This window comes from Streptomyces fodineus (assembly GCF_001735805.1).
GTDB lineage: Bacteria > Actinomycetota > Actinomycetes > Streptomycetales > Streptomycetaceae > Streptomyces > Streptomyces fodineus.
Window position 1 is genome coordinate 4,210,764 of record NZ_CP017248.1, and the last position, 22,646, is coordinate 4,233,409.

A 22,646-nucleotide genomic window follows, 5' to 3' on the forward strand; every position below is an offset into this window, starting at 1 on the left:
CTTACAGCACCTCCGGCGCGAGCGAGATGATCTTCATGAACTTCTTCTCGCGCAGCTCACGGCCGACCGGGCCGAAGATGCGGGTGCCGCGGGGGTCGCCGTCGTTCTTCAGAATGACGGCGGCGTTCTCGTCGAAGCGGATGTACGAGCCGTCCGGACGGCGGCGCTCCTTGACGGTGCGAACGATGACCGCCTTGACGACGTCACCCTTCTTCACGTTGCCACCGGGGATCGCGTCCTTGACGGTGGCGACGATGACGTCACCGATGCCCGCGTAGCGGCGACCGGAGCCACCGAGCACACGGATGCAAAGGATCTCCTTCGCACCAGTGTTGTCGGCGACACGCAGTCGCGACTCCTGCTGGATCACGTCTATCTCCTGTTTGTCTGCCGGTTCCCGGCAGGGGTTCCGTTACGAACCCCTGCCGAGCCTGGCGGAACTGACCTGCGGGGTTTGCCCCGCAGGAATTACTTGGCCTTCTCGAGGATCTCGACGACGCGCCAGCGCTTCGTCGCGGACAGCGGCCGGGTCTCCATGAGGAGGACGCGGTCGCCGACGCCCGCGGCGTTCTGCTCGTCGTGCGCCTTGAGCTTGTTGGTACGGCGGATGACCTTGCCGTACAGCGCGTGCTTGACGCGGTCCTCGACGGCGACGACGACGGTCTTGTCCATCTTGTCGCTGACGACCAGACCCTCACGGGTCTTGCGGAAACCGCGCTCGGTGGTGTTCTCAGTCACGTTGCTCTCGCTCATCAGGCGTTCTCCACCGTCTCGATGCCGAGCTCACGCTCACGCATGAGGGTGTAGATCCGGGCGATGTCCTTGCGGACCGCCTTCAGACGGCCGTGGTTCTCGAGCTGACCGGTCGCCGCCTGGAAGCGGAGGTTGAACAGCTCTTCCTTGGCCTCGCGGAGCTTCGCCAGAAGCTCCTCGTTGCCCAGCTCGCGCAGCTCGGACGCCTTGGTACCGGCCGACATCACGCTTCACCTGCCTCGCGCTTGACGATCCGGCACTTCATCGGCAGCTTGTGGGCCGCACGGGTCAGCGCCTCACGGGCGATCTTCTCGTTGGGGTACGACAGCTCGAACATCACGCGTCCGGGCTTGACGTTGGCAATCCACCACTCCGGAGAACCCTTACCGGAACCCATGCGGGTCTCGGCAGGCTTCTTGGTGAGGGGACGGTCCGGGTAGATGTTGATCCAGACCTTGCCACCACGCTTGATGTGACGCGTCATGGCGATACGAGCGGCCTCGATCTGACGGTTCGTCACGTACGCCGGGGTGAGCGCCTGGATGCCGTACTCGCCGAACGCAACCGTCGTACCACCCTTGGCAGCGCCGCTGCGCTTCGGGTGGTGCTGCTTGCGGTGCTTGACCCTACGGGGGATCAGCATTTCGGTCAGGCCTCCGTTCCGGTGCTCTCAGCCGGAGCGGCGGACGCGGGAGCCTCGGCCTTGGGGGCCTCGGCACCGGCAGCCTGCTGCGGCTTGCGACCGCGCCGCTCGCCACCACGGCCACCACGGGCCGGGCGGTCGCCAGCGCCACCGCGGGCCGGGCGGTTACCCGCACGGGCGGCAGCGTTCTCGGCGCGGACCTCGGCGATGTTCTTGACGTCGCCCTTGTAGATCCAGACCTTCACACCGATGCGGCCGAAGGTCGTCTTGGCCTCGAAGAAGCCGTAGTCCACGTTCGCGCGGAGCGTGTGCAGGGGCACACGGCCCTCGCGGTAGAACTCCGAGCGGGACATCTCGGCGCCGCCGAGGCGGCCACCGCACTGGATCTTGATGCCCTTGGCGCCGGCCTTCATCGCCGACTGCATGCTCTTGCGCATGGCACGGCGGAAGGAGACGCGGGAGGACAGCTGCTCGGCGACGGCCTGGGCCACCAGCTGAGCGTCCGTCTCCGGGTTCTTGACCTCGAGGATGTTCAGCTGGACCTGCTTGCCGGTCAGCTTCTCCAGGTCACCGCGGATGCGGTCGGCCTCGGCGCCGCGGCGGCCGATGACGATGCCCGGGCGAGCGGTGTGGATGTCCACGCGGACGCGGTCACGGGTGCGCTCGATCTCAACCTTCGAGATACCGGCGCGCTCCATGCCGGACGTCATCATCCGACGGATGGCGACGTCTTCCTTGACGTAGTCCTTGTACAGCTTGTCGGCGTACCAGCGCGACTTGAAGTCGGTGGTGACACCGAGCCGGAACCCATGCGGGTTAACCTTCTGGCCCATTACCGGGTTCCTTCCTTGCTGCTGACGACCACGGTGATGTGGCTGGTCCGCTTGCGGATCCGGTAGGCACGGCCCTGAGCACGCGGACGGAACCGCTTCAGGGTCGGACCCTCGTCGACGTACGCCTCGGAGATGTAGAGGCTGTCGGCGTCGGTGTGGTCGTAGTTGTGCGCGGCGTTGGCGATGGCGCTGTCGAGCACCTTGCCGACCGGCACGGAGGCTGCCTGCGGAGCGAATCGCAGAACAGCCTGGGCCTCCGTGGCGTCCATGCCACGGATGAGGTCCACCACGCGGCGGGCCTTCATGGGCGTGACGCGGATGTACCGCGCCTGGGCCCTGGCTTCCATGGTTGTCCCTTCAGTTACTTACGTGTCTGAATGCGATCCGCTACTAGCGGCGCTTCGACTTCCGGTCTTCCTTGACGTGGCCCCGGAAGGTGCGCGTCGGCGAGAACTCGCCGAGCTTGTGGCCGACCATCGACTCGGTGACGAACACCGGGATGTGGGTCTTGCCGTTGTGCACCGCCAGCGTGTGGCCCAGCATGGCCGGGACGATCATCGAGCGGCGGGACCAGGTCTTGATGACGTTCTTGGTGCCGGCTTCGTTCTGGGCGTCCACCTTCTTGATCAGGTGGTCGTCGACGAAGGGCCCCTTCTTCAGGCTACGAGGCATCTCAACCCGTCCTTAGCGCTTCTTGTTCGTCTTGCGGCGGCGGACGATGTACTTGTTCGACGCCTTCTTGGGCGAACGAGTACGGCCTTCCTTCTTGCCCCACGGGGACACAGGGTGGCGACCACCGGAGGTCCGGCCCTCACCACCACCGTGCGGGTGGTCAACCGGGTTCATCACGACACCACGGACGGTCGGGCGAACGCCCAGCCACCGCTTACGGCCGGCCTTACCCCAGTTGATGTTGCTCTGCTCGGCGTTGCCGACCTCGCCGATGGTGGCGCGGCAGCGGACGTCGACCAGGCGGACCTCGCCGGACGGCATGCGCAGGTGGGCGTAGGCGCCCTCCTTCGCGAGCAGCTGCACGGAGGCACCGGCGGAGCGGGCGAACTTGGCACCGCCACCGGGACGGAGCTCGATCGCGTGGATCGTGGTACCGACCGGGATGTTGCGGAGGGCCAGGTTGTTGCCCGGCTTGATGTCGGCCCCGGGACCGTTCTCGACGCGGTCACCCTGCTGCAGGTTGCGCGGCGCGAGAATGTAGCGCTTCTCGCCGTCCGCGTAGTGCAGCAGCGCGATGCGCGCGGTGCGGTTGGGGTCGTACTCGATGTGCGCGACCTTCGCCGGCACGCCGTCCTTGTCGTGACGACGGAAGTCGATCACTCGGTAGGCGCGCTTGTGTCCGCCACCCTGGTGGCGAACGGTCACACGACCGGCGTTGTTACGGCCGCCCTTGCTGTGCAGGGGACGGACCAGCGACTTCTCCGGCGTGGACCGCGTGACCTCGACGAAGTCGGCGACGCTGGCGCCACGACGGCCCGGCGTAGTCGGCTTGTACTTGCGGATTCCCATTTCTCAGTCCTCGTCCGATATCGGACGATCCAGACCGCCCTTAGGCGGTCGGACCGCCGAAGATGTCGATACGGTCGCCCTCGGCGAGGGTCACGATCGCGCGCTTGGTGCCTGCACGCTGGCCGAAGCCGGTGCGGGTCCGCTTGCGCTTGCCCTGGCGGTTGATCGTGTTGACCCCGGTGACCTTGACGTCGAAGACCGCCTGGACGGCCTGCTTGATCTGGGTCTTGTTGGCGTTCGGGTCGACGATGAACGTGTACTTGTTCTCGTCCAGGAGCGCGTAGCTCTTCTCCGAGACGACCGGCTTCAGCAGGACGTCACGGGGGTCCGTGTACGACTTGCTCAGCGGGGTCTCGACGGTGTTCTTGCCCTCGGTGGCGTGGCGACGCGCCTTGGCGACGCGCGCGGCCTTGGCGGCCTTGGCGGCCTTCGAGGCGATAGCGGGGTGACGGATAGCCATCAGGCCTCGCTCCCTTCAGTGTCGTTGGCCTTCGGGCCGGCGACGAAGGACTCGAAAGCGGCCTGGGTGAAGACCACGTCGTCCGAGACGAGAACGTCGTACGTGTTCAGCTGGCCCGGCTCCAGGATGTGGACCTGGGGCAGGTTGCGGGCGGACAGCCACGCGGCCTCGTCGGCGCGGTCGACGACCAGGAGCAGGTTCTTGCGCTCCGAGATCTTGCCGAACAGCGACTTGGCGGCCTTGGTGCTGGGGGTCTCGCCCTCGACCACGCCGGAGACGACGTGGATGCGGTTGTGACGCGCCCGGTCGGTGAGGGCACCGCGCAGGGCGGCGGCCTTCATCTTCTTCGGGGTGCGCTGCGAGTAGTCACGCGGCTGCGGGCCGTGCACGACGCCACCACCGGCGAACTGCGGCGCGCGGGTCGAACCCTGACGGGCGCGACCGGTGCCCTTCTGGCGGTACGGCTTCTTGCCGCCACCACGGACCTCGCCACGGGTCTTCGTCTTGTGCGTGCCCTGACGGGCAGCGGCCAGCTGCGCGACGACGACCTGGTGGATCAGCGGAACGCTGACCTTGGCGTCGAAGATCTCCGCGGGGAGCTCGACGGAACCGGCCTTGTCGCCAGCCGGCGAAAGGATGTCAACAGTGCTCATCGGTTACCTCAGGCCCCCTTGGCCGCGGTGCGGACCAGGACGAGGCCGCCGTTCGGACCGGGAACCGCGCCCTTGATGAGCAGCAGACCCTTCTCCGCGTCAACGGCGTGGACGGTCAGGTTCTGGGTGGTGACCCGCTCGTTGCCCATGCGACCCGCCATGCGGAGGCCCTTGAACACACGGCCCGGGGTGGCGCAGCCACCGATGGAACCGGGAGAGCGGTGCTTGCGCTGGGTGCCGTGTCCGGCGCCGAGGCCACGGAAGTTGTGGCGCTTCATGACACCGGCGAAGCCCTTGCCCTTGCTCTTGCCGGTGACGTCGACCTTCACGCCGGCCTCGAACACCTCGGCGGTGATCTCCTGGCCGAGGGTGTACTCGGAGGCGTCGGCCGTCCGGATCTCGACGAGGTGACGGCGCGGGGTGACGTCGGCCTTGGCGAAGTGGCCCTTGAGGGGCTTGTTCACCTTGCGCGGGTCGATCTCGCCGAAGGCGATCTGGACCGACTCGTAGCCGTCGACGTCGTTCGTACGCACCTGGGTGACGACGTTGGGGCCGGCCTTGACGACGGTGACCGGAACAACACGGTTGTTCTCGTCCCACACCTGCGTCATGCCGAGCTTCTCGCCCAGGATGCCCTTGATCTGCTTAGCCATTCTCAGCCCACCAGCCTCAGAGCTTGATCTCGATGTCGACACCGGCCGGCAGGTCGAGTCGCATCAGAGAGTCAACGGTCTTGGGGGTCGGGTCGAGGATGTCGATCAGGCGCTTGTGCGTGCGCATCTCGAAGTGCTCGCGCGAGTCCTTGTACTTGTGCGGCGACTTGATGACGCAGTACACGTTCTTCTCAGTGGGCAGCGGCACCGGGCCCGCGACCGACGCACCAGTGCGGGTCACCGTCTCGACGATCTTCTTCGCCGAGGAGTCGATGACCTCGTGGTCGTAGGCCTTGAGCCGGATGCGGATCTTCTGTCCCGCCATGGCTACTCAGTAGTCCTGTCTCTCTTACGCTCTGGAACCCGGCGGATTCCTTCTGCTGCCTTCGTTTCTCCGACCCACGCGGTCGGGCGTGTCGCGCTTCCGCTGACATGAATGTCCCATGCTCGAACATCCCTGCGGGGGAATGCGACGGCCCTTCCGGAACCGCGGACCGGGGACCTCGGGCCCACCGGGCGCCTGGCCGGTGTCGCGCTCACACTTCCCGGAAGATTCCCGTACGTCCGCCCCAGCGCTGCCGTAAGGCAGTTAAGGCGACGAGTACCGTGGGACTCGCTTCCGGTCCTCCCGGCGGGAGGCGCGCAGCATCAACACTCGACCGAGCAACTCCGACAGTCTGCCATATGGGGCGGGGCAGATGCCAATCGAGCCGGAGAGAATACCCCGAAGGTGACGTGGGTCAAACCGGCCGGGCGGCGCCCGAAGCGCCGGGGCCCGCCACCACGAGAAGAGGCCGCCCTGCCACACGGGCGGGCGGCCCTGTACCTAGATCTTCTCCGGTACCTCAGCGGGGTATGTCACCAGCTGAAGTAGCCGTGGTACATCCATCCGCCGACGCCGCTGTCGACGTCGTAGACCTGGTCCCACTGGCCGTCACCGGAGACGTCCCGGTGCGCCAGACGGTCGCCGCGGTAGCAGAGTCCGAGCACCGCGCCCGAGGTGCTCGGGGTGGACCGGATGCGCACGCCATCCCCGGTGCAGTGGCCGTAGACGTCGTCGGCGTAGGCCGGCGTGGCCAGCGTCGCGCCACCGATCGCGGCGGCGACCGCGAGGCCGGTCAGCGCCATGGCGCGCTTCCCCCGTACTGCGAAGGGCACAGTTCCTCCTGAATGAGCTATCTGAAGCTGAGTCAGATGATCTTGGTCAGCAACGAAGATAGCATGATCATGATCTTCGAGGAGGACGGGAGAAGCCTGGTCCTAGCCTTCGGCGGCGTACGTGACGAAGGCGGTCCAGGTGGTGGGGGTGACGGCGAGCTGGGGGCCGTCGGTGCTCTTGGAGTCGCGGATGTGGATGGTGGTGGGGGTGGGGGCGACTTCGAGGCAGGAGCCGGGTTCGCCGCTGTCGCTGTAGCTGCTCTTGAACCAGTGGAGTTGCGCGGTGCTCATAATCTCCCCAGCACTTGCTCGATGAAGGCCTGCGACTCCCTCGGGGTGAGAGCCTGCGCCCGGATCATGCCATAGCGCAGTTCAAGGATCCGGAGATCCTTGGGGCTTGAGACCGGCCGGCCGTTGAACGCACCATCGGAACGTCCAATCGCCGTGCCATCAGCGAACTTCAGGACCTGGATCGGGCCCTGCGATCCGGCATGCTCCTCCCGATCGGTCGGCATGACCTGGAGTGTGACGCGCCGCAACTGCGTTACCTCCAAGAGGTGTTCGAGCTGCCGGCGCAACACCATCTTCCCACCGTAAGGACGTTCGAGCGTCACCTGTTCCAGGACGAAGCTGAGCGTGGGGGCGGGCTCACGCTCGAATACCGCCTTGCGAGCCATGCGTGCGGCCGTCTCCCGCTCCACGACGTCCTCGGTGAGTGCGGGCTGCATCATCTCAAACAGAGTTCGCGCGTACTCCGGCGTCTGCAGCAGGCCATGGATGTTGTGGTTGCCGTACGCCAGCATCTCCACCGCCCGCCCCTCCAGCTCCGCCAGCTCGCGCACCTTCTTCGGATACCGAGCCTTCCGCATGTCCTCCATGAACGCCCTCAGATGCCCCTGCGCCTTCAGGATCTGGTCCGCCCGGTCCAGCGACTCCGGCCGCGGAATCCGTGCCCCGCGCTCGATCTTGCGGATCATGTCCTCGCCGTAGCCCAGGGCCTCGGCCAGCTCGGACACGCTCATTCCGGCCGCCTCCCGGCAGACCTTGAGCAGGCGCCCCACGGCCTGCACCACCGGCTCGATCTCGTCGCCCGGCTCGACGTCCCAGCCCGCCTCGTCCACACCGTCGCCCATGGCTCCTCCTCCGACGCGCACCTGTGCCCCGTACAACGCCCGAGACAGGCGAGACAGCCGAGACAAAGCCGGGACAGTCACCCTACGTAAAGGCGTTGTCACCTTCCTATGGAAGCAGGCTCCGCCACGCTGAGTGACATGAATCAAGAAACCGCCGAAACCGCCGAGCCCCCGGCCGAACTCACCGGTCTCATCCCCGACTTCACGGTCCTGCTGTCCCCCACGCGTCGCGGCGCCCGCCTCGCCCGGCTCCTCGCCACCGAGCAACTGCGCACCTGGGGGCTCCCGTTGGATCCGGCGGCGCACATCGTGGCCGAGCTGGCGGCCAACGCCGCGACCCATGGCCGGGTGGCCGGACGGAACTTCCGGCTCACGCTCTACGTCGTCGGCGCCACACTTCGTATCGAGGTCACGGACACGCGCGGTGACCGCCTGCCCCGGATCCAACTCCCGGATACCGAGGGCGAGTCGGGCCGAGGGCTGGTCGTCGTGGACGCGTTGGCCGACCGCTGGGGTGTCTCGACGGGCCGGGCTCCGCGCAAGACCGTATGGGCCGAGATCACCGTGCCGTAGCGGACTTCGCCTCTGTCCGACCCCGTGTGCGGCCCCTCACCGAGGCGGCGGCCCCCACTGTGGTGGCGGGGCCAGCGCGGTGGCCAGCCGGTGGCGGTGGCGGGTGCGTCGGACGGCGGTGACGATGACGATGCTCACGGTTGCGGCGACCGCGGCGAGGAAGCAGCCGATCGCCGCGGCGATGCCGCCGATCGTGGCCCCCACCTGGGGTTTGTCTCCCAGCGCGAACTCCGCCGGGCGCTCCGAGGTGCAGGTGAGCGTGTAGTCGCCGCTGCTTACGGGCTTCACCTCGAAGACGCGGTCCCAGCTGCGGGACCCGAGGGTGATGCGGAAGCTGCTGGTCGGCTGGGTGATCGAACCCGGTGGCAGCGCCGGGATCCGGCAGTCGACCTGACCCTGCCCGGACTGGGAGACGTAGATCGCCTTGGTCTTCCCCTGGACGAAGGCGAACGTCCGCGAGTCGCCGCTGGAGAAGCTGCGGGCGGTGTCGATCGAGTCCACCGTGTTCTGCACCGTGACCACGATGACGGCGATGCCCACACCGGCCAGTACGAGCCCCAGCAGCGCGGCCACCAGGTACCAGACGCGCCGAGGCCGCAGGTCCTTCGCCGGGATGCTCGCCGGCGGAGGCGGCGGGCCGCCGTACGGTGGTCCCCACGGATATGGATTCTGTATCGCCACGAGGGCGCATCGTACGGCAACCGCCGGGGAGTACGACGAAGAGGCCCGTACGACCGAAGTCGTACGGGCCTCTCCTCAGGTCAGAGACCTTCAGGTCAGGCGACCCTCAAGCAAGCGGAACTCACTTGTTGATCTTGGTGACCTGGCCGGCGCCCACGGTGCGGCCACCCTCACGGATGGCGAACTTCAGGCCCTCTTCCATGGCGACGGGCTGGATGAGCTCCACCTTCATCTCGGTGTTGTCACCCGGCATGACCATCTCGGTGCCCTCGGGGAGGGTCACGACGCCGGTCACGTCCGTCGTACGGAAGTAGAACTGCGGACGGTAGTTGTTGAAGAACGGCGTGTGGCGGCCACCCTCGTCCTTGGAGAGGATGTAGGCCTGCGCCTCGAACTCGGTGTGCGGGGTGACCGAGCCCGGCTTGATGATGACCTGGCCGCGCTCGACGTCCTCGCGCTTGATGCCGCGGAGCAGCAGACCGACGTTCTCACCGGCCTGGCCCTCGTCGAGCAGCTTGCGGAACATCTCGATGCCGGTGACCGTGGTGGTGGTCTTCTCCTGCTTGATGCCGATGATGTCGACGGTCTCGTTGACCTTGAGGACACCACGCTCGATACGGCCGGTGACGACCGTACCGCGACCGGTGATGGTGAAGACGTCCTCGATCGGCATCAGGAACGGCTTGTCGACGTCGCGCTCCGGCTGCGGGATCGACTCGTCGACGGCGTTCATCAGGTTGAGGACGGAGTCCACCCACTCCTTCTCGCCCTCGAGGGCCTTCAGAGCGGAGACCTTGACGACCGGAACGTCGTCGCCGGGGAACTCGTACTCGGAGAGGAGCTCACGGACCTCGAGCTCGACGAGCTCCAGGATCTCCTCGTCGTCCACCATGTCGGCCTTGTTCAGGGCGACGACGATGTACGGAACGCCGACCTGGCGGGCCAGGAGCACGTGCTCCTTGGTCTGCGGCATCGGGCCGTCGGTGGCGGCGACCACCAGGATCGCGCCGTCCATCTGGGCGGCACCGGTGATCATGTTCTTGATGTAGTCCGCGTGACCCGGGCAGTCGACGTGGGCGTAGTGACGCGCCTCGGTCTGGTACTCGACGTGCGCGATGGAGATGGTGATACCGCGCTGGCGCTCCTCGGGCGCCTTGTCGATGTTGTCGAACGGGGTGGCCTCGTTCAGGTCCGGGTACGCGTCGTGCAGCACCTTGGTAATGGCGGCCGTGAGGGTCGTCTTACCGTGGTCGATGTGACCGATGGTGCCGATGTTGACGTGCGGCTTAGTCCGCTCGAACTTCGCCTTCGCCACTGGGGTCCTCCTGTGGAGTGGTTCTGTACGCCTTACTTCATCGGCGCCAGGTGATCTTTGCTGGGAAGCCCGGAACCCGGGGCATTCATCCGGGATTGCGGCTGAATGCCCCTTGAGGCTCCGGAGTCAAGCCTAAAGCGTGTGAACGCGGTGCGTTACTCGCCCTTGGCCTTCGCGATGATCTCCTCGGCGACGTTCCGCGGAACCTCGGCGTAGGAGTCGAACTGCATCGAGTAGCTTGCGCGACCCGACGTCTTGCTGCGGAGGTCGCCGACGTAGCCGAACATCTCCGACAGGGGCACGAGGCCCTTCACGACGCGGGCACCAGCCCGCTCCTCCATGGCCTGGATCTGGCCACGGCGGGAGTTGATGTCGCCGATGACCTCGCCCATGTAGTCCTCGGGCGTGGTGACCTCGACGGCCATCATCGGCTCGAGCAGCACGGGGCTGGCCTTGCGCGCGGCCTCCTTGAAGGCCTGCGAACCGGCGATCTTGAAGGCGAGCTCGGAGGAGTCGACCTCGTGGTAGGCGCCGTCGTGGAGGATGACGCGCACGCCGGTCATCTCGTAACCGGCGAGGATGCCGAACTGCATGGCCTCCTGCGCACCGGCGTCGACCGAAGGGATGTACTCCTTCGGGATACGACCACCGGTCACCTTGTTCACGAACTCGTACGAGGTGTCGCCACCCTCGAGCGGCTCGATGCCGATCTGCACCTTCGCGAACTGACCGGTACCACCGGTCTGCTTCTTGTGGGTGTAGTCGACGCGCTCGACGGCCTTGCGGATCGTCTCGCGGTACGCCACCTGCGGCTTGCCGACGTTGGCCTCGACCTTGAACTCACGGCGCATACGGTCGACCAGCACCTCGAGGTGCAGCTCGCCCATACCACCGATGATGGTCTGGCCGGTCTCCTCGTCCGAGTGGACCTGGAAGGACGGGTCCTCCTCGGCCAGGCGCTGGATCGCGACGCCGAGCTTCTCCTGGTCGCCCTTCGACTTGGGCTCGATGGCGACCTGGATGACCGGCGCCGGGAAGTCCATGGACTCCAGGATGACCGGGTTCTTGTCGTCGGACAGCGTCTCACCGGTGGTGGTCTGCTTCAGGCCCATGACGGCGACGATGTCGCCGGCGCCCACCGACTCGATCTCCTCACGCTTGTTGGCGTGCATGCGGTAGATCTTGCCGATGCGCTCCTTCTTGCCCTTGACGGAGTTCAGCACGGCGGTGCCGGACTCCAGGCGGCCGGAGTACACGCGGACGAAGGTGAGCTTGCCGAGGTGCGGGTCGCTCATGATCTTGAACGCCAGCGCGGACAGCGGCTCGTCGTCGGACGGCTTGCGCTTGACGACCTCCTCCGGGTTGTTGACCGCGTGGCCCTCGATGGCCTCGATGTCAACCGGGGAAGGCAGGTAGCGCACGACCGCGTCGAGCAGGGGCTGAACACCCTTGTTCTTGAACGCGGTGCCGCAGAACACCGGGGTCACCGTGGTGCCGGTGCCCTTGCCGGAGGCGATGGTGATACGACGGATCGCCGCGTAGAGCTGCTCCTCGGTGGGCTCCTCGCCCTCCAGGTACAGCTCCATCAGCTGCTCGTCGTTCTCGGCGACGGCCTCGAGGAGCTTGCCGCGCCATTCCTCGGCCGCCTCGGTGTGCGTGGCCGGGATGTCGACGACGTCGTACATCTCGCCCTTGGTGGCCTCGGCGGACCACACGAGCGCCTTCATGCGGACCAGGTCCACGACGCCCTTGAAGTCGGCCTCGGCACCGATCGGGAGCTGCATGACGATCGGCTGAGCGCCCAGGCGGTCGGTGATCATGTCGACGCAGCGGTGGAACTCGGCACCCGTCCGGTCGAGCTTGTTGACGAAGCAGATACGCGGAACGCCGTAGCGGTCCGCCTGACGCCACACCGTCTCGGACTGGGGCTCAACGCCGGCGACGCCGTCGAACACCGTCACGGCACCGTCGAGCACGCGCAGGGAGCGCTCCACCTCGACGGTGAAGTCGACGTGGCCCGGGGTGTCGATGATGTTGATGGTGTGATCGACGTTCTCCAGCGGCCAGTGACAGGTGGTGGCAGCAGAGGTGATCGTGATGCCACGCTCCTGCTCCTGCTCCATCCAGTCCATGGTGGCAGCGCCGTCGTGGACCTCACCGATCTTGTAAGACACACCGGTGTAGAACAGGATCCGCTCGGTGGTGGTCGTCTTGCCCGCGTCGATGTGGGCCATGATGCCGATGTTGCGCACCTTGGCCAGGTCAAGTGAAGTGGTAGCCATAAGGCTTCAGTCTTCTCTCGGTCTCGATGTGGGTAGCGACTACCAGCGGTAGTGCGCGAAGGCCTTGTTGGACTCGGCCATCTTGTGGGTGTCCTCGCGCTTCTTCACGGCCGCACCGAGGCCGTTGGAGGCGTCGAGAAGCTCGTTGAGGAGACGCTCGGTCATGGTCTTCTCGCGACGGGCGCGGGAGTAACCGACCAGCCAGCGCAGCGCCAGGGTGTTGGCACGGCCGGGCTTGACCTCGACCGGGACCTGGTAGGTGGCGCCACCGACACGGCGGGACTTGACCTCGAGGGTCGGCTTGATGTTCTCAAGAGCGCGCTTGAGCGTGATGACCGGGTCGTTGCCGGTCTTCTCGCGCAGGCCCTCCATGGCGCCGTAGACGATGCGCTCGGCGGTGGAGCGCTTGCCGTTCAGCAGCACCTTGTTGATGAGCGACGTGACCAGAGGAGAACCGTAGACCGGGTCGATGATGACCGGGCGCTTCGGGGCGGGGCCCTTACGAGGCATTCTTACTTCTCCTTCTTGGCGCCGTAGCGGGAACGGGCCTGCTTGCGGTTCTTGACACCCTGGGTGTCGAGGGAGCCACGGATGATCTTGTAGCGAACACCCGGCAGGTCCTTCACACGGCCGCCGCGCACGAGCACGATGGAGTGCTCCTGCAGGTTGTGTCCCTCACCCGGAATGTAAGCGGTGACCTCGATGCCGCTGGTCAGACGCACACGCGCGACCTTACGCAGGGCCGAGTTCGGCTTCTTCGGGGTGGTCGTGAACACACGCGTGCAGACGCCACGACGCTGAGGGGAACCCTCGAGTGCGGGCGTCTTGTTCTTCTCGACCTTGTCCTGCCGGCCCTTACGGACCAGCTGCTGGATCGTAGGCACTACTTCTCCGGTTTCTGTGTGCCGATGGGTACAGCTAACCTGGAACATCGCCGACCCACGCGGTCGGGTGTGTCGAATCCGGGCGGACTCCCGCCGCAAGGCGAAAACAGCACAGATTACGGTGGCCGCTCGCGGCTCGCCATGCGGTCTGAAGGCACGCACACGAGCCAGGGCACACCCCAGGCACAAGGTCTGAGCGTACCTACCTCATTCGCTGTGGTCAAAACAAATGGGCCCCGGCGGCCTCGGCTCGCGAGTGATGTCAAGCCCCGGTACGCTACGTGATCTTCGAATCGACGATCCGGGCCGCTGAGCATGCGCTCGCCCGGCTGGAGAAAGAGACTCGGCCGGCTCGCCTGGCGGCTGTTGCGGCGGCTCGATCGGCGCACGCGTGGCACGGCCATCGCACGGCCCTCGGCAGCCCGCCCGGCAGGCAATCCCTGCTCGCACGCCTGCCGGACTCCCACGCGGCCGTCAGCACCTGCCTCCACCGCCTCCGGGCCCGGCCGGCGTACGGGCCCTGACACGCCGAAGGGCGGCCACCCCGAAACGGAGTGGCCGCCCTTCATGCTGCTCGCTTACTGGTTGTACGGACCGTAGTCGTAGTCCTCCAGCGGAACGGCCTGGCCGGAGCCGGTGCCGAACGGCGAGTAGTCGATGTCGTCGTAGCCGACGGCCGAGTACATCGCGGCCTTGGCCTCCTCGGTCGGCTCGACCCGGATGTTGCGGTAGCGGGACAGGCCCGTACCGGCCGGGATGAGCTTACCGATGATGACGTTCTCCTTGAGGCCGATGAGGCTGTCGGACTTGGCGTTGATCGCCGCGTCCGTCAGCACTCGGGTCGTCTCCTGGAAGGAGGCGGCCGACAGCCAGGACTCCGTCGCCAGCGAGGCCTTGGTGATACCCATCAGCTGCGGACGACCGGAGGCCGGGTGACCGCCCTCCTGGACCACACGACGGTTCTCGGTCTCGAACTTCGAGCGCTCGACCAGCTCGCCGGGCAGCAGCTCGGCGTCGCCGGACTCGATGATCGTCACACGGCGGAGCATCTGCCGGATGATGATCTCGATGTGCTTGTCGTGGATCGACACACCCTGCGAGTTGTAGACCTTCTGGACCTCGCCGACCAGGTGGACCTGGACGGCACGCTGACCCAGGATGCGCAGCACGTCGTGCGGGTTGGTGGCACCCACGGTGAGCTGCTGGCCCACCTCGACGTGCTCGCCCTCGCTGACCAGGACCTTGGCGCGCTTGGAGATCGGGTAGGCGGTCTCGTCGCTGCCGTCGTCCGGGGTGACGACGAGCTTCTTGGTCTTCTCGGTCTCCTCGATCCGCACGCGGCCGGAGGCCTCGGAGATCGGGGCGACACCCTTCGGGGTACGGGCCTCGAAGAGCTCGACGACACGCGGCAGACCCTGGGTGATGTCGTCACCGGCCACACCACCGGTGTGGAAGGTTCGCATCGTCAGCTGGGTACCGGGCTCACCGATGGACTGGGCGGCGATGATGCCGACCGCCTCACCGATGTCGACCAGCTTGCCGGTGGCCAGCGAACGGCCGTAGCACATCGCGCAGGTGCCGACGGCGGACTCGCAGGTCAGGACCGAGCGGGTCTTGACCGTCTCCACACTGTGCTTGACCAGCTCGTCGATGAGCACGTCGCCGAGGTCGGTACCGGCCGGGGCCAGCACCTTGCCGTCGACCACGATGTCCTCGGCGAGGCAGCGCGCGTACACGGACGTCTCGACGTTGCCCGTCTTGCGCAGGACACCGTCCTCGCCGCGCTCGGCGATCGCCAGCTTGAGGCCGCGCTCGGTGCCGCAGTCCTCCTCGCGGATGATGACGTCCTGCGAGACGTCCACCAGACGACGGGTCAGGTAACCCGAGTCGGCGGTACGCAGGGCGGTGTCCGCGAGACCCTTACGGGCACCGTGCGTGGAGATGAAGTACTCCAGCACGGACAGACCCTCACGGAACGACGCCTTGATCGGACGCGGGATCGTCTCGTTCTTCGCGTTCGACACCAGACCACGCATACCGGCAATCTGACGCATCTGCATCATGTTGCCTCGTGCACCCGAGTTCACCATCATGAAGATCGGGTTGGTCTTCGGGAAGTTCTCGTTCATCGCCTCGGCGACCTCGTTGGTCGCCTTGGTCCAGATCGCGATGAGCTCCTGCGTGCGCTCGTCCTTGGTGATCAGACCGCGCTCGTACTGCTTCTGGACCTTCTCGTCCTGCGCCTCGTAGCCGCGGACGATCTCCTTCTTCGCCTCGGGAACGACGACGTCGGAGATGGCGACGGTGACACCGGAACGGGTCGCCCAGTAGAAGCCGGACGCCTTCAGGTTGTCGAGCGTCGCCGCCACGATGACCTTCGGGTAGCGCTCGGCGAGGTCGTTGACGATCTCGGAGAGCTGCTTCTTGCCGACCTCGTAGTCGACGAACGGGTAGTCCTCGGGCAGCAGCTCGTTGAAGAGCGCGCGGCCCAGGGTGGTGTTCAGGCGGAAGCTGTCACCCTGCTGCCACTCCGGCTCGCCCTCCTCGCGGGCCGGCGGCATCCAGCCGCGCGGCGGGATGGTGCCCACCGGGAAGCGGATGTCCACGCGCGACTGCAGCGAGAGCTCGCCGGCGTCGAACGCCATGATCGCCTCGGCCACGGACGCGAACGAGCGGCCCTCGCCCTTGACGTCACGCATCTCGGCGTCGGTGGTGAGGAAGAACAGACCGAGGACCATGTCCTGGGTCGGCATCGTCACCGGACGGCCGTCGGCCGGCTTGAGGATGTTGTTCGAGGACAGCATCAGGATGCGGGCCTCGGCCTGCGCCTCCGCGGACAGCGGCAGGTGCACGGCCATCTGGTCACCGTCGAAGTCCGCGTTGAACGCGGTGCAGACGAGCGGGTGGATCTGGATGGCCTTGCCCTCGACCAGCTGCGGCTCGAAGGCCTGGATACCGAGGCGGTGCAGGGTGGGAGCACGGTTCAGCAGCACCGGGTGCTCGGCGATGACCTCTTCGAGGACGTCGTACACGACCGTACGGCCGCGCTCAACCATGCGCTTGGCGCTCTTGATGTTCTGCGCGTGGTTCAGGTCGACCAGGCGCTTCATCACGAACGGCTTGAACAGCTCCAGCGCCATCGCCTTCGGCAGACCGCACTGGTGCAGCTTCAGCTGCGGACCGACGACGATCACGGAACGCGCCGAGTAGTCGACACGCTTACCGAGCAGGTTCTGACGGAAGCGGCCCTGCTTACCCTTCAGCATGTCGCTGAGGGACTTCAGCGGGCGGTTACCGGGACCGGTCACCGGACGGCCGCGACGACCGTTGTCGAAGAGGGCGTCAACAGCCTCCTGAAGCATGCGCTTCTCGTTGTTGACGATGATCTCGGGCGCGCCGAGGTCGAGCAGCCTCTTCAGACGGTTGTTGCGGTTGATGACACGGCGGTACAGGTCGTTCAGGTCGGAGGTCGCGAAGCGGCCACCGTCCAGCTGCACCATCGGACGCAGGTCCGGCGGGATGACCGGGACGCAGTCCAGGACCATGCCCTTGGGGCTGTTGGACGTCTGCAGGAACGCGGAGACGACCTTCAGCCGCTTGAGGGCACGGGTCTTCTTCTGGCCCTTGCCGGTGCGGATGATCTCGCGCAGCCGCTCGGCCTCCTCATCGAGGTCGAAGGACTCCAGGCGCTTCTGCAGCGCCGCGGCACCCATCGAGCCGTCGAAGTACGTGCCGAAGCGGTCACGCAGCTCGCGGTAGAGCAGCTCGTCGCCCTCGAGGTCCTGGACCTTGAGGTTCTTGAACCGGTTCCACACCTCGTCGAGGCGGTCGATCTCGCGCTGCGCACGGTCGCGCAGCTGCTTCATCTCGCGCTCGGCACCCTCGCGCACCTTGCGGCGCACATCGGCCTTGGCGCCCTCGGCCTCCAGCTCGGCCAGGTCGGACTCGAGCTTCTTGGCGCGGGCCTCGAGGTCGGCGTCGCGGCGGTTCTCGATCTGCTGGCGCTCGACCGAGACATGCGCCTCCAGGGAGGGCAGGTCGCGGGTACGGCGCTCCTCGTCGACGTACGTGATCATGTACGCGGCGAAGTAGATGACCTTCTCGAGGTCCTTCGGCGCCAGGTCCAGCAGGTAGCCGAGGCGCGAGGGGACACCCTTGAAGTACCAGATGTGCGTGACGGGGGCGGCCAGCTCGATGTGGCCCATCCGCTCACGGCGCACCTTGGCGCGCGTGACCTCGACGCCACAGCGCTCGCAGATGATGCCCTTGAAGCGGACGCGCTTGTACTTGCCGCAGTAGCACTCCCAGTCCCGGGTCGGACCGAAGATCTTCTCGCAGAAGAGTCCGTCCTTTTCGGGCTTCAGGGTGCGGTAGTTGATGGTCTCGGGCTTCTTGACCTCGCCGTGGCTCCACTGACGGATGTCGTCAGCGGTGGCCAGGCCGATCCGGAGCTCGTCGAAGAAGTTGACGTCGAGCACTATGCGTCAATCCCTCTCAGGGTCGAAAGTCTTTGGTCTGAAACGGGGGCCTGGGGGTCGGCGGGGGCCTCACGGTGGTGAGGCCCCTGCCGGACTCCCGTCAGACCTCTTCGACGCTGCTCGGCTCGCGCCGGGACAGGTCGATGCCGAGCTCCTCCGCAGCGCGGAAGACGTCCTCGTCGGTGTCACGCATCTCGATGGACATACCGTCGCTGGACAGCACCTCCACGTTCAGGCAGAGCGACTGCATCTCCTTGATGAGCACCTTGAAGGACTCGGGGATGCCGGGCTCGGGGATGTTCTCGCCCTTGACGATGGCCTCGTAGACCTTCACGCGGCCGGTGACGTCGTCGGACTTGATGGTCAGCAGCTCCTGGAGGGCGTACGCGGCGCCGTAGGCCTCGAGGGCCCACACCTCCATCTCACCGAAGCGCTGGCCACCGAACTGGGCCTTACCACCCAGCGGCTGCTGGGTGATCATCGAGTACGGACCGGTCGAGCGGGCGTGCAGCTTGTCGTCGACCAGGTGGTGCAGCTTCAGGATGTACATGTAGCCGACCGAGATCGGGTCCGGGAACGGCTCACCGGAGCGGCCGTCGAACAGCCGCGCCTTGCCGGACGGGAGCACCATGCGCTCGCCGTCGCGGTTCGGGATGGTGTGCTGCAGCAGACCCGCCAGCTCGTCCTCGCGGGCACCGTCGAAGACCGGGGTCGCGACGTTGGTGCGCGGGGCGACCTGGTCGGCGCCGATGGCCTGCAGGCGCTGGGCCCACTCGTCCGCGAGGCCGGAGACGTCCCAGCCGCGGCTGGCGAGCCAGCCGAGGTGGATCTCCAGGACCTGCCCCGGGTTCATTCGGGACGGCACGCCCAGCGGGTTGAGGATGATGTCGACCGGGGTGCCGTCCTCCAGGAACGGCATGTCCTCGATCGGCAGGATCTTGGAGATGACACCCTTGTTGCCGTGACGGCCGGCGAGCTTGTCGCCGTCGGTGATCTTGCGCTTCTGCGCGACGTAGACGCGGACCAGCTGGTTCACGCCCGGCGGCAGCTCGTCGCCCTCCTCGCGGTCGAAGACGCGGACGCCGATGACCTTGCCGGTCTCGCCGTGCGGCACCTTCAGCGAGGTGTCACGGACCTCACGTGCCTTCTCCCCGAAGATCGCGCGCAGCAGACGCTCCTCGGGGGTCAGCTCGGTCTCACCCTTCGGGGTGACCTTGCCGACGAGGATGTCACCGGCGATGACCTCGGCACCGATGCGGATGATGCCGCGCTCGTCGAGGTCGGCGAGGACCTCCTCGGAGACGTTCGGGATGTCCCGGGTGATCTCCTCGGGGCCGAGCTTGGTGTCACGGGCGTCGACCTCGTGCTCCTCGATGTGGATCGAGGAGAGGACGTCGTCCTGCACGAGGCGCTGCGACAGGATGATCGCGTCCTCGTAGTTGTGACCCTCCCACGGCATGAACGCCACGAGCAGGTTCTTGCCGAGGGCCATCTCGCCGTTCTGGGTGGCCGGGCCGTCGGCCAGCACCTGGCCGGTGACGACGCGGTCGCCCTCGTTGACGATGACCTTCTGGTTGACCGAGGTGCCCTGGTTGGACCGGGAGAACTTGGCCAGGCGGTACGTGATGTACGTGCCGTCGTCGTTGGCGGTGGTGATGTAGTCCGCGGAGACCTCCTGGACCACACCGTCCTTCTCGGCCTTGACCACGTCGCCGGCGTCGACCGCGGAGCGGTACTCCATGCCGGTGCCGACGAGCGGTGCCTCGGACTTAATCAGCGGCACGGCCTGACGCATCATGTTCGCGCCCATGAGGGCACGGTTGGCGTCGTCGTGCTCGAGGAAGGGGATCATGGCGGTCGCGACCGACACCATCTGGCGCGGCGAGACGTCCATGTAGTCCACGTCCTCGGGGCCGACGTAGTCGACCTCGCCGCCACGGCGGCGGACCAGCACGCGGGCCTCGGCGAACCGCATCTCGTCGTTCAGCGGCGCGTTGGCCTGCGCGATGACGAAGCGGTCCTCCTCGTCGGCGGTCAGGTAGTCGACCTCGTCGCTGACCTGGCCGTCGACGACCTTGCGGTACGGCGTCTCGATGAAACCGAACGCGTTGACCCGGCCGTAGGAGGCGAGCGAGCCGATCAGACCGATGTTCGGGCCTTCCGGCGTCTCGATCGGGCACATACGGCCGTAGTGCGACGGGTGAACGTCACGGACCTCGAAGCCGGCCCGCTCACGGGAGAGACCACCCGGGCCGAGGGCGTTCAGACGACGCTTGTGCGTCAGCCCCGACAGCGGGTTGTTCTGGTCCATGAACTGGGACAGCTGGCTGGTGCCGAAGAACTCCTTGATGGAGGCGACGACCGGCCGGATGTTGATCAGGGTCTGTGGCGTGATCGCCTCGACGTCCTGGGTGGTCATGCGCTCGCGCACGACGCGCTCCATACGGGCGAGACCCGTACGGACCTGGTTCTGGATCAGCTCACCGACGCTGCGGATACGGCGGTTGCCGAAGTGGTCGATGTCGTCGGTCTCGACCATGATCGTGCGACCGGTCTCGGTCACCGTCTCGGTCTCGCCGGCGTGCAGCTTCACCAGGTACTTGATGGTGGCGATGACGTCCTCGGTGGTGAGCACGCCGGCGTCCAGCGGCTCGTCCGCACCGAGCTTCTTGTTGACCTTGTAGCGGCCGACCTTGGCGAGGTCGTAGCGCTTGGGGTTGAAGTACAGGTTCTCCAGCAGCGTCTGCGCGGCCTCACGCGTGGGGGGCTCGCCCGGACGCAGCTTGCGGTAGATGTCGAGCAGCGCGTCGTCCTGGCCCTGGGTGTGGTCCTTCTCCAGGGTGGCGCGCATGGACTCGTACTCGCCGAACTCCTCGAGGATCTGCTCGGTCGTCCAGCCGAGCGCCTTCAGCAGCACGGTGACCGACTGCTTGCGCTTGCGGTCGATGCGGACACCGACCATGTCGCGCTTGTCGATCTCCATCTCCAGCCAGGCACCCCGGGACGGGATGATCTTGGCGGAGAAGATGTCCTTGTCGGACGTCTTGTCGATGGTGGAGTCGAAGTAGACACCGGGGGAACGGACCAGCTGGGACACCACGACACGCTCGGTGCCGTTGATGACGAAGGTGCCCTTGTTCGTCATGAGCGGGAAGTCGCCCATGAAGACCGTCTGGGACTTGATCTCACCGGTCTCGTTATTGGTGAACTCGGCGGTGACGAAGAGCGGGGCGGCGTACGTGAAGTCGCGCTCCTTGCACTCGTCGATGGAGTTCTTCGGCGGCTCGAAGCGGTGGTCCCGGAACGTCAGGGACATCGACCCGGAGAAGTCCTCGATCGGGGAGATCTCCTCGAAGATCTCCTCCAGACCGGACTTGGTGGGGACGTCCTGACCGTTCTCCAGAGCCTCCTCGACCCGACTCTGCCAGGCGGTGTTGCCGAGCAGCCAGTCGAAGCTCTCGGTCTGCAGCGCGAGCAGGTTCGGAACCTCGAGAGGCTCCTTGATCTTTGCAAAGGAGATGCGCAGCGGGGCGGTGCTGGCGCCGTTGTTCGTATTCGCGGTCGAGGCATTGCGCGAGGCGGCCAAGAGGGGGTCCTTCCGAGGGCTCGGACTCACTACGCGCGTGCCGGCCCCTCTCCCGTACACAGAGACAGAAACCCCAGGTCAAGGGGGCTTTTGTCATCAGTGCTCGAGTGAGGGCAGACCCCTGGTGACGGGCAGGGGACAGCTAACAGGCAGCGCAAAGGGTCAGTGTAGCCACTTGGCACACTGATGTCCAGTGCGGGTTTTTCGAGACCCTCGCTGTGCTCACCGCTCTCGTCAACGCCCTCGGCATGCCTGCCCTCAACGCACGTTGATACTGCCCTCTTCGTCGTCGATCCATGCCTCGGATTCGGATCCTTGTGACGACGCGTCCTGAGAATTGCGCGCTGCGTGCGGTTCGTCAAGGCCCCCCAGTCCGAAGCGGACCGTGCCGGAGACACGACGAAGATCACCATACCCCTCGCCGAAGCGAGTGCAAGGCAACCGCGGTCGGGCCCGCCGGATACGACGAAGAGCGACCACCCGGATGGATGATCGCTCTTCGGTACGGTCGCGTTACAGCCCTGCGGGGCACTTTTTCACGGTGCCCCGAGGCTGCGGTCGGCCCGCGTTCGAGTCCTTGGGACCCGGAAGGTCTTACTTGACCTCGACGGAGGCGCCGGCGGCCTTGAGGGACTCGGCGGCCTTCTCGGCGGCTTCCTTGTTGACCTTCTCGAGGACGGGCTTCGGGGTGCCGTCGACGAGGTCCTTGGCCTCCTTCAGACCCAGGGAGGTCAGCTCACGCACGACCTTGATGACCTGGATCTTCTTCTCGCCGGCGCCGGTGAGGATGACGTCGAACTCGTCCTTCTCCTCCTCGGCCTCGGCCGGGGCGGCCGGGCCGGCCGGGCCGGCGACGGCGACGGCAGCGGCGGCGGTGACGTCGAACTTCTCCTCGAAGGCCTTCACGAACTCGGAGAGCTCGATGAGGGTCATCTCCTCGAACTGGGCGAGCAGGTCTTCCTGGCTGAGCTTCGCCATGATGGCGGTCCTTCCACTCAAATCGGCAGGTGCCGGATGTACTGGGTAAGGCGGGCGTACGT

General features: G+C 66.5%; 24 protein-coding genes. 1 reads left to right on the forward strand and 23 read right to left on the reverse strand.

Going from position 1 to position 22,646, the window contains the following annotated elements; all coding sequences use genetic code 11:
• Position 1: 1 nt before the first annotated feature.
• The 15 genes from rplN to BFF78_RS17520 all read right to left on the reverse strand — a co-directional run bounded on the left by rplN (position 2) and on the right by BFF78_RS17520 (position 7,807).
• Positions 2–370, reverse strand: a complete 369-nt coding sequence (gene rplN / locus BFF78_RS17450; protein ID WP_003998823.1) for a 50S ribosomal protein L14 — start codon at positions 368–370, stop codon at positions 2–4.
• A gap of 98 nt (positions 371–468) precedes the next feature.
• On the reverse strand, positions 469–753 hold the full coding sequence (gene rpsQ / locus BFF78_RS17455) for a 30S ribosomal protein S17 (RefSeq protein WP_069779213.1): 285 nt from the start codon (positions 751–753) through the stop codon (positions 469–471).
• Positions 753–977, reverse strand: coding sequence for a 50S ribosomal protein L29 (rpmC, locus tag BFF78_RS17460; protein WP_007494763.1), 225 nt, complete (start codon positions 975–977; stop codon positions 753–755). The genes rpsQ and rpmC overlap by 1 nt, the downstream gene beginning before the upstream one ends.
• A complete protein-coding gene (gene rplP, locus BFF78_RS17465) occupies positions 977–1,396 on the reverse strand; it encodes a 50S ribosomal protein L16 (protein ID WP_030967307.1) in 420 nt (139 codons plus the stop codon). The genes rpmC and rplP overlap by 1 nt, the downstream gene beginning before the upstream one ends.
• A 5-nt stretch (positions 1,397–1,401) precedes the next feature.
• The gene (gene rpsC, locus BFF78_RS17470; RefSeq protein ID WP_069779214.1) at positions 1,402–2,229 is read right to left on the reverse strand and encodes a 30S ribosomal protein S3; all 828 of its coding nucleotides are present in this window, start codon (positions 2,227–2,229) and stop codon (positions 1,402–1,404) included.
• Entirely contained in the window at positions 2,229–2,576 is a 348-nt protein-coding gene (gene rplV, locus BFF78_RS17475) for a 50S ribosomal protein L22 (RefSeq protein ID WP_019329637.1), read from the reverse strand. Before rplV ends, rpsC begins: the two co-directional genes overlap by 1 nt.
• Before the next feature lie 43 nt (positions 2,577–2,619).
• The gene (gene rpsS, locus BFF78_RS17480) at positions 2,620–2,901 is read right to left on the reverse strand and encodes a 30S ribosomal protein S19 (RefSeq protein ID WP_023547380.1); all 282 of its coding nucleotides are present in this window, start codon (positions 2,899–2,901) and stop codon (positions 2,620–2,622) included.
• A 12-nt stretch (positions 2,902–2,913) separates the two neighbouring features.
• Positions 2,914–3,750, reverse strand: coding sequence for a 50S ribosomal protein L2 (gene rplB, locus BFF78_RS17485; protein WP_069779215.1), 837 nt, complete (start codon positions 3,748–3,750; stop codon positions 2,914–2,916).
• Between the two features lie 40 nt (positions 3,751–3,790).
• A complete protein-coding gene (gene rplW / locus BFF78_RS17490; RefSeq protein ID WP_069779216.1) occupies positions 3,791–4,210 on the reverse strand; it encodes a 50S ribosomal protein L23 in 420 nt (139 codons plus the stop codon).
• On the reverse strand, positions 4,210–4,863 hold the full coding sequence (gene rplD / locus BFF78_RS17495; protein ID WP_069779217.1) for a 50S ribosomal protein L4: 654 nt from the start codon (positions 4,861–4,863) through the stop codon (positions 4,210–4,212). The genes rplW and rplD overlap by 1 nt, the downstream gene beginning before the upstream one ends.
• Positions 4,864–4,871: 8 nt before the next feature.
• Complete coding sequence (rplC, locus tag BFF78_RS17500) at positions 4,872–5,516, reverse strand: 50S ribosomal protein L3 (protein WP_014674369.1); 645 nt, start codon at positions 5,514–5,516, stop codon at positions 4,872–4,874.
• A 16-nt stretch (positions 5,517–5,532) separates the two neighbouring features.
• Complete coding sequence (gene rpsJ, locus BFF78_RS17505; RefSeq protein ID WP_003948644.1) at positions 5,533–5,841, reverse strand: 30S ribosomal protein S10; 309 nt, start codon at positions 5,839–5,841, stop codon at positions 5,533–5,535.
• Between the two features lie 533 nt (positions 5,842–6,374).
• Positions 6,375–6,674: an SH3 domain-containing protein gene (locus tag BFF78_RS17510; protein ID WP_159033018.1), complete on the reverse strand. Its 300-nt coding sequence runs from the start codon at positions 6,672–6,674 to the stop codon at positions 6,375–6,377.
• Between the two features lie 102 nt (positions 6,675–6,776).
• Positions 6,777–6,965 (reverse strand): DUF397 domain-containing protein, encoded by a 189-nt coding sequence (locus BFF78_RS17515; protein ID WP_069779219.1) that lies wholly within the window; start codon positions 6,963–6,965, stop codon positions 6,777–6,779.
• Positions 6,962–7,807, reverse strand: coding sequence for a helix-turn-helix domain-containing protein (locus BFF78_RS17520; protein ID WP_069779220.1), 846 nt, complete (start codon positions 7,805–7,807; stop codon positions 6,962–6,964). The genes BFF78_RS17515 and BFF78_RS17520 overlap by 4 nt, the downstream gene beginning before the upstream one ends.
• Before the next feature lie 138 nt (positions 7,808–7,945).
• Between BFF78_RS17520 and BFF78_RS17525 the strand changes: the two genes are divergently transcribed.
• Entirely contained in the window at positions 7,946–8,380 is a 435-nt protein-coding gene (locus BFF78_RS17525; protein ID WP_069779221.1) for an ATP-binding protein, read from the forward strand.
• Between the two features lie 36 nt (positions 8,381–8,416).
• Here the strand turns inward: BFF78_RS17525 and BFF78_RS17530 are convergent, their stop codons facing one another.
• The 8 genes from BFF78_RS17530 to rplL all read right to left on the reverse strand — a co-directional run bounded on the left by BFF78_RS17530 (position 8,417) and on the right by rplL (position 22,584).
• Positions 8,417–9,061: a serine/arginine repetitive matrix protein 2 gene (locus BFF78_RS17530; protein WP_193433481.1), complete on the reverse strand. Its 645-nt coding sequence runs from the start codon at positions 9,059–9,061 to the stop codon at positions 8,417–8,419.
• A gap of 121 nt (positions 9,062–9,182) precedes the next feature.
• On the reverse strand, positions 9,183–10,376 hold the full coding sequence (gene tuf, locus BFF78_RS17535) for an elongation factor Tu (protein WP_069779222.1): 1,194 nt from the start codon (positions 10,374–10,376) through the stop codon (positions 9,183–9,185).
• 155 nt (positions 10,377–10,531) lie between these two features.
• Entirely contained in the window at positions 10,532–12,658 is a 2,127-nt protein-coding gene (gene fusA / locus BFF78_RS17540; RefSeq protein WP_069779223.1) for an elongation factor G, read from the reverse strand.
• A gap of 39 nt (positions 12,659–12,697) precedes the next feature.
• Positions 12,698–13,168: a 30S ribosomal protein S7 gene (rpsG, locus tag BFF78_RS17545; protein ID WP_003998848.1), complete on the reverse strand. Its 471-nt coding sequence runs from the start codon at positions 13,166–13,168 to the stop codon at positions 12,698–12,700.
• 2 nt (positions 13,169–13,170) lie between these two features.
• On the reverse strand, positions 13,171–13,542 hold the full coding sequence (rpsL, locus tag BFF78_RS17550; RefSeq protein ID WP_003948652.1) for a 30S ribosomal protein S12: 372 nt from the start codon (positions 13,540–13,542) through the stop codon (positions 13,171–13,173).
• A 578-nt stretch (positions 13,543–14,120) separates the two neighbouring features.
• A complete protein-coding gene (locus BFF78_RS17555; RefSeq protein ID WP_069779224.1) occupies positions 14,121–18,020 on the reverse strand; it encodes a DNA-directed RNA polymerase subunit beta' in 3,900 nt (1,299 codons plus the stop codon).
• Positions 18,021–18,120: 100 nt separating this feature from the next.
• The gene (rpoB, locus tag BFF78_RS17560; RefSeq protein ID WP_069779225.1) at positions 18,121–21,606 is read right to left on the reverse strand and encodes a DNA-directed RNA polymerase subunit beta; all 3,486 of its coding nucleotides are present in this window, start codon (positions 21,604–21,606) and stop codon (positions 18,121–18,123) included.
• A gap of 594 nt (positions 21,607–22,200) precedes the next feature.
• Positions 22,201–22,584, reverse strand: coding sequence for a 50S ribosomal protein L7/L12 (gene rplL, locus BFF78_RS17565; RefSeq protein WP_069779226.1), 384 nt, complete (start codon positions 22,582–22,584; stop codon positions 22,201–22,203).
• Positions 22,585–22,646 lie beyond the last annotated feature (62 nt).